This window comes from Algoriphagus sp. NF (genome assembly GCF_028823735.1).
In the GTDB taxonomy this organism is placed as follows: Bacteria; Bacteroidota; Bacteroidia; order Cytophagales; family Cyclobacteriaceae; genus Algoriphagus; species Algoriphagus marincola.
The window spans coordinates 1-7,370 of sequence record NZ_JAPEIB010000066.1 but is presented as its reverse complement, the minus strand read 5'-3'; the positions used below and the strand labels follow the sequence as shown (position 1 = coordinate 7,370).

General features: G+C 41.4%; 6 protein-coding genes. All 6 read right to left on the bottom strand.

All coding sequences use genetic code 11. The annotated features are described in order from the left end of the window. Positions 1-109: 109 nt before the first annotated feature. Complete coding sequence (locus OU792_RS18035) at positions 110-1,129, bottom strand: PorP/SprF family type IX secretion system membrane protein (RefSeq protein ID WP_134201802.1); 1,020 nt, start codon at positions 1,127-1,129, stop codon at positions 110-112. Beyond that, positions 1,126-3,453, bottom strand: coding sequence for a PKD domain-containing protein (locus tag OU792_RS18030; protein ID WP_134201803.1), 2,328 nt, complete (start codon positions 3,451-3,453; stop codon positions 1,126-1,128). The genes OU792_RS18035 and OU792_RS18030 overlap by 4 nt, the downstream gene beginning before the upstream one ends. 92 nt (positions 3,454-3,545) lie before the next feature. Next, on the bottom strand, positions 3,546-4,817 hold the full coding sequence (locus tag OU792_RS18025; RefSeq protein ID WP_134201804.1) for an adenylosuccinate synthase: 1,272 nt from the start codon (positions 4,815-4,817) through the stop codon (positions 3,546-3,548). A gap of 121 nt (positions 4,818-4,938) precedes the next feature. Then, positions 4,939-5,280, bottom strand: a complete 342-nt coding sequence (locus tag OU792_RS18020; protein ID WP_274670976.1) for an STAS domain-containing protein — start codon at positions 5,278-5,280, stop codon at positions 4,939-4,941. Between the two features lie 313 nt (positions 5,281-5,593). Then, on the bottom strand, positions 5,594-6,067 hold the full coding sequence (locus OU792_RS18015; RefSeq protein ID WP_026945586.1) for a Fur family transcriptional regulator: 474 nt from the start codon (positions 6,065-6,067) through the stop codon (positions 5,594-5,596). Positions 6,068-6,118: 51 nt separating this feature from the next. Continuing rightward, the coding region (locus OU792_RS18010; protein WP_274670975.1) for a RelA/SpoT family protein at positions 6,119-7,370 on the bottom strand (1,252 nt) is incomplete at its 5' end.

The following is a 7,370-nucleotide window of genomic DNA, read 5'->3' as shown; positions in this document are numbered from 1 at the left end:
TTTCTTAACAAATCACAACCGCAACCTTTTTTTACTTTGTCAAGTAAGTGGTTGAGGATAAAGCAGGAATAGATCAAACTTTTTTTTACCCAATCAAAAACCCTGAAGATTAAAATCGAAAACCCGGCGAATTGGACATTTTTCGCTTGGCTGGATTTGGGGAAAGCAAATAGCGAATCGATATCTCATGAGCACCTCCGGTAGCAGTTTGACCCAACTTAGAAATCAAAAAATCATAACTATATCCAATTTCAATTCCCGACTCAAGACTAATTCCAACCAAGGCAACAATGGACTCACTATTCGGAAGTTGATATTTTGTCGGAAGACCTCGATACCAAACACCAAGGATTAGCGGCTCGAAATAAAACTCTGTCCCTATATCCAATTGAGAAAATGCTCCCTGACTTTTATAATTAAAAGCAAAAGCCAGACTACGTTCTTGATCCGTGTTGTTGAAAAAATCATTGATATCACCTGGAGCCAAATCAAATCGTATCCCACCATGGGCGTTAAACCTGATTGGTAGCGTATTACTCTCTACATCCAAATAACTGATCGGCGGTTCGAGCAAATGGAAAGCCGAAAAACCAAACCAATAACGCTCTCCATAAGCCAAAATACCCGCATGAGCATCAAAAGCCCGTAATCGACTATCCCCCTCAAATCCCTCTCCGGGAGCCCCGACAATTAGTCCCCGATCAATATCTAGCTGCGTTCCTAAAATGATATCATCAAAAAGAGCATCTCGGGAATAGAAACTACCCTGCATTCCAAATTGTAAAAAGTCAGATTCGGATAGTCGCAGACGATATGAATAAACCAGCCCAGCCTCCATTACCTGACTTTGAAGGAAACTTTCTCTAGAACCAGTAAAGATCAATCCAAACCCGCTGTTAATTTCTTCTTTGAAAAAATCGGCGTAAGCAGTGTAGGAAATAAAGCTTTCGTCCAAACCGGGCCATTGATTCCTGAAGTTCGCTCCAAGGCGTGTTTGATCTGTGCTGCCTGCAAAGGCCGGATTCAAATACAAAGGATTTGCATAGAATTGTGAATACTGAACATCTTGGCCTTTTGCAAAAAAGCTAATGAAGATAAACGCAAGGAAAATCCAATCTCGATGTCTCATCTTATTAATCGGAATTTTCCTGTCTCAGTAATTGATTCTCCTTCTACCGTTTCAGCATTGATCCTAAAGATATAAAGGCCCGCGTCCAAAAGCTTTCCCTCTAGGGTTCCATCCCAACCAGGCCCCTGCAATTCATTTGATCGGAAGAGCAACTCACCCCAACTATTAAAGATCATCAAATCGACAGCTACCAAGCCTTTGTACTTGGGAGTGAAAGTTTTGTTTTCATCCGCATTCGGTGTGAAGCCGGTGGGTGACATTATTCGGTAGCTTTTGGTAATCAAAACTGTCTTTTGGAAAGATTCTTGGCAACCATACTGGTCCGTAATTGTCAATACAACCTGAAACTCACCCTTTTTTCCAAAAACATGAATGGGGTTCTGCTCCGTGGATGTACTTCCATCACCAAAGTCCCAAGACCATTCAACCGCTCTTTCATCAGCTAGCTCGGTAAAAGCAATCGGATCGTCAGCAAAAATACCCCCGCTCTCATCATCTCTGATATCCGTTCCCTCCACTACAAAGTCAAAATCTACGGTAAGGGGAATTAATTGGATAAATACCTCCACCTCTGTTGACTGACTATTGTAACATTCAAAACCTTTTGGTTTTGCAGTCAACTCGTAAATACCTCCTTGCGGAACTTGCTCGATCTCTTCATTGAATAATTCTAGACCGTTTCCTGTCAGTCGATAATCATATTCATCTGGGTCATAATTCAACAAAAAATCAAAAACATTTACCGGTTCATTTATTTCACATCCTATGACCGTCCCGGACATTTGCAAGGAAGGATATTCAGGGAAAAGCACTTGTACTTGATTAGACTTAGCAGGGCAATTCTTTCGATTATATGCCCAAATCTCATAAAGGCCAGGTTCAAAAACATCCAAATTCGCAGCCGTCTCTCCTTCGAGCAAAGCGCCATCTTTGTACCATTCGTAGCGCTGATAGGCTTCATCTCCTTCGGAAACAAAAACGACACTTTCACCTGGACAAAGATTAAAAGACTCTTCAATTGGGCTTTCAACCCCTTCGGCAAAAATTCTGACCGGAGCAGGTGACTCCTGAATATTCAAAGTAATCTTATTTCCCGATGATGCTTTACCATAATTATCTGTGATCGTATAAAAGACTTCTACCTGTTGATCTCTTGTACCCGGATTGGGGAAAAAAGTATATGAGCCGGCCTCTCCTGCACGAATCGTCCCTTGCGGTAGTACCAAAACCTGATTTTCTTCTAGGCATTTTCCTTGATTGCACACATCAGAACTATTCTCCTGAATATCCTCCAGCTTTTCAAAAAACTGCAAACAACGAATCTGAGAATCCTGATTGGGAAGCACTACCTCTTCATCCGTAATGAAATACTGGTTTTCTTGACCTTCACAAGACGCCACATCTTCAAAGTCCACTCCTTGCGGATCAACAAGATCATCATCTGCTGATACTTCTATCACTAGATTTCTGATTTCATGGAAGTTGGTAAATCCACCTGTAGAAGCTGAAAATCCGATTTTCAATTCTTTTGGTGGTTGGAAAGCATAGGCTCGATCAAAAATCGCGACCATCCGGGGGTTATTTGTCTCTGTCGTGACCATCATGTCAACTTTAAATTGATAGCCAACACCTTGCTCTACAGGCTGTAAATCTATAAACACTTTCCGATACCCTACTTGATTGGGATCTGTGACACGTTGTGTACCGGTTCCTCCTGAACTGATTTCAAAAGTTCTTTCCGGGCTTAATCCTAAATTGCCTGCGTCAAGTGTTCTTCTGCCTATAATGAAAGGATAACCTGACAATCCATTCCCGGGACCCCGCACCACAACTGTGTTTGGAACTAGTGCATCACCGACGCCGGGAAATCCTCCATTTTTTCCTTCAGCAGTATTTCCAAAGTTCCCAAACTCATCAAAGCCAATTCCCATATAGGCATTGGTAAGTCCAGGTTCATTGTTTCGCTGTGCATAGCCAAGGGATCCTCCAAATCCTCCTGGAGCAAAATTTTGAGTCGCAGCATCAAATAAAAAAACAGCTAGGCCATCTGCACGATTTGCAATATCTCCCCCGTAGCTAAAATATTCGAATTCAACCTTAATACCATAAACAGAAGGAAAAGGAACATCAATATAAACATAGCCTCGCTGCTCCGTCTGATTGTTGGTAAGCCTCAAAACCCCATCAACCAAAACTGCATCACCTCCAAAAACTGTATTAGCTTGAGTAGAGCTCGTCTGAAAAGTCTCACAATAGGGAAAGCCAAACTGCCCCTGAGCTTTAAGTGAAATTAAAAATAAAATAATGAATGCTATCCTTCTCAATCCTTCAACTTTCTGCTAAAATAAGAACCCCCTCGGTGAAAACTAAAAAAGCCCCGAAGTTTTCACCTCGAGGCCTTCATTTTTTTCTTAGATCAACGAAGAATCGTCTGCATTCTATCCGGCCCTACCGAAACTAATCGAATAGGAACCTGTAATTCATTTTCCAAGTAAGACACATAGCCTTTCAGTTCGGCCGGAAAATCATCGTATGATCTCACCTCATCCAAGCCACAATTCCACCCAGGCAAAGTCTTGTAGATCGGTGTGGCCTCGATGTCTGAAATCTCGAAGGTCAATTTATCTACCACGCTACCATCCTTCAACTGATAATGGGTACAAACTTGGATTTCCTCAAAGATATTCAGCACGTCAGCTTTCATCATAAATAGCTGCGTAACGCCATTGATCATGATGGAGTATTTCAAGGCTGGAAGATCCAACCATCCACAGCGACGAGGCCTTCCAGTAGTGCTTCCAAATTCATTTCCCTCCTTACGCATAGCCTCTCCAGTATCATCAAAAAGCTCTGTAGGAAACGGTCCACTTCCTACGCGAGTGCAATAGGCTTTGAAAATACCGAAAACCTCACCAATCCGAGATGGAGCTACCCCCAAACCAGAACAAGCTCCTGCCGTCATGGTACTGCTACTAGTCACGAATGGATAGGAACCAAAATCTATATCAAGTAGTGAACCTTGGGCTCCTTCTGCCAAAATCTTTTTACCTCCTGAAAGCGCCTCATTAACCACATATTCACTGTCAATCAGATTCAGGCTTTTGACGAAAGCGATCGCCTCAAAAAAGCTTTTCTCCAATTCCGGCAATTCATCCAGAGGAAAATCATAGAAGGATAAAATGGTCCTATGTTTTTCAAGAAGCGTTTGGTATTTATCATTAAAATCGGGACTTAAAATATCCCCAATCCGAAGTGCAGATCGACCAATTTTATCTTGATAGGTTGGGCCGATTCCTTTAAGAGTAGACCCGATCTTTTTATCTCCCTTGGACTTCTCGTAGGCCGCATCTAATAATTTATGCGTGGGAACGATGATTGTTGCCTTTTTGGAGACGACCAGGTTTTTCATATAATCTATCGAAAACTTCCCAAGTCCTTCGATCTCTTTCTTTAGGATTACCGGGTCTAATACCACTCCATTTCCAATGATATTCAATATCTGCGAGCGGAAAATACCTGATGGAATCTGATGAAGAACGTGCTTGATCCCGTCAAACTCCAAGGTATGCCCTGCATTGGGCCCACCTTGAAATCTAGCAACGATTTCATATTCAGGAGCCAAAACATCCACAATTTTACCTTTACCCTCATCTCCCCATTGGAGACCGAGCAATACATCCATCTTCATACTGATGCGGGGATTACTTTTCTATCAAAGATTTTTTAAAGGCCGAAATTTGCGATTCAAAGAATCAAAACCAAGTGAAACTTGGGAATAATCATCAAATCATTCAAAATTCCTTGTTAAACTAAAGTGCAGCTCTAAAATCCTCAACCGAATCATAGACTGAAAAAATATTATTCAACTTAGTAATGATCAAAAGTTTTTTGACATGCTCTGAAGGTGCAGTCAGATAAACTTCTCCGCCGGCATTCCGCATTTTTGTCAGCATGGTAATCAGTAAGCCTATCCCTGACGAGCTGATGTAGCGCACCTCTTTAAGATTTACCACAAAAGTTTTAGCGCCTTCCTGTATCGCATCGGATACAATCTCTACGAGCTTAGGCCCCATCTCATCACCTATCAAATCTCCCTGAATGTGTAAATAATGAGCCTTATCGTCTTTTTCTGATTGATAGCTTAGTTTCATGTGTTTATAATTTGTCTTTAAGCGGTCACATAGCCTGTCCCGAGAATCGGGAGAATCGCGCAATTACAGTCATCCCTCTGTGCGGCGGGTACGTCATGCCTGTCTGCCTCAGGCAGGCTCGATTTCATGTGTTTATAATTTGATTTCCAAGGCCACATGGAATCTCGCACAATTTACAATCATCCCAGTGCGTGTCGCTCGCGTCATGCTCGATTTCATCTTTTTATTTAGCATTGTATTCGTTCAGAATATGAATCTCAAAAAAGAAAAGATCTCAAACTGTGTAAAAGAATGTTTGAGATCATCCTTGATTTCATGCTTCTGGACTTGGCCTATTTTCGCAATTCTCCTTGGTACAGTTACCATACAAAATCAATGAATGATGGAGCACCTTGAAGTTCAAGATATCTCCAACGGTATTTTGGATATTTTGGATGCGTGGATCGCAAAATTCCAGAACTTCATTGCAATCGATACAGATCAAATGATCGTGCTGTTTGTATCCGTAGGATTTTTCGAATTGCGCTAAATTCTTCCCAAACTGATGCTTGGTCACCAAATCACATTCAACCAGTAGATCTAAGGTATTATAAACCGTAGCCCGACTGACCCGATAATTTTTATTTTTCATGCTGATGTAGAGCCCTTCTACATCAAAATGACCGGACCGACTGTATATTTCCTCTAAAATCGCATATCGCTCGGGTGTTTTTCGAAGCTTTTGATTCTCCAGATAGGCCGTAAATATTCTCTTGACTTCCTCGAAATGTGCGGTATTCAAAGACATTTATTTATTTTTTTGTCAAATATAACCCATGAAGCGGAGAATTAATTCACTCTAATCAAATCGAGTTACCTTAATGATCCCTTCAACCTCTTTGAGATTTTTCACTAAGGTCTCCAAATGCTCCGTACTGTGAACGTACAGCTTGATGGTACCCTCAAAAATCCCCGCATCTGAATCTACAGTAATAGATCGCATATTTACTTTCAATTCACTAGAAATCACTTTGGTTACATCATTAATCAATCCTACCCGATCTGTACCAACGATATGAAGCCCTGCCAAAAAGGCTATTTCCTTTTGGCTGGTCCACCGAGCTTTGATCACACGGTTTCCATGATTTGAAAGCAGCTCTAAGGCATTCGGACAGGATGTTCGGTGAATTTTGATTCCTTCATTTACCGTAACAAAGCCAAATACATCATCCCCGGGAATTGGATTGCAACACTTGGCCAAAATATAATCAACCACATCCATATCCTCCCCGATCAACAACTGGTCATGATCTGGCCCTTTAAGGCTCTTGATCTCCTTTGTGAAGGTTGATTCATCCCGGACTTTCTCCTGAATAGCTTTATGCTTTAACTTTTGATTTTCTCGGAAATCTTTGAAGGATTTGATCGTAGTTGGATCAATAATCCCCTTTCCAACCTTATAATAAAAGTCGTTGGCTGTCTTTAATTCAAAATAAGCGCGAAGTTTTTCCACTGTCTCTGAGCTAAACTCCATTTTCATTTGCTTCAGCTTTCGCTGCACAATTTCTCTTCCATCTACAATTGCAGATTTTTTCTCTTCTCGGAGTGCATCTTTAATTTTAGCTTTTGCTCGCGAGGTGACTACATGATTGAGCCAATCTTCTGAAGGCTTTTGCTTATTTGATGTAAGAATTTCAACCTGATCCCCATTTTTTAGTTTATGAGTGATCGGCACTAGCTTTTGGTTGACTTTTGCTCCGATACATCTGGCTCCCACCTCTGTGTGAATTTCAAATGCAAAGTCCAAAGCAGTAGAGCCAAAAGCCAGCACTTTCAAATCTCCCTTAGGGGTAAAAACAAAAACCTCTTCCTGGAAAAGATTCCCCCTGAAATCATCCATAAACTCTATGGCATTTCCTTCATTGGATTCGAGCATGCTTCTCACTTGGGTAATCCATTCGTCCAAACCTGATGTAGTCTTACCGGGTGCATCTTTTTCTTTGTATTTCCAATGAGCCGCATAACCTCGCTCTGCAATTTCATCCATCCGTTTTGTACGAATCTGCACTTCCACCCACTGACCGAGATTACTCATGACAGTTGTATGAAGG

Coding starts and splice junctions, on each gene's coding strand:
- OU792_RS18035 (WP_134201802.1), bottom strand. CDS start 1,129: ATGAGACATCGAGATTGGATTTTCCTTGCGTTTATCTTCATTAGCTTT.
- OU792_RS18025 (WP_134201804.1), bottom strand. CDS start 4,817: ATGAAGATGGATGTATTGCTCGGTCTCCAATGGGGAGATGAGGGTAAA.
- OU792_RS18020 (WP_274670976.1), bottom strand. CDS start 5,280: ATGAAACTAAGCTATCAATCAGAAAAAGACGATAAGGCTCATTATTTA.
- OU792_RS18015 (WP_026945586.1), bottom strand. CDS start 6,067: ATGTCTTTGAATACCGCACATTTCGAGGAAGTCAAGAGAATATTTACG.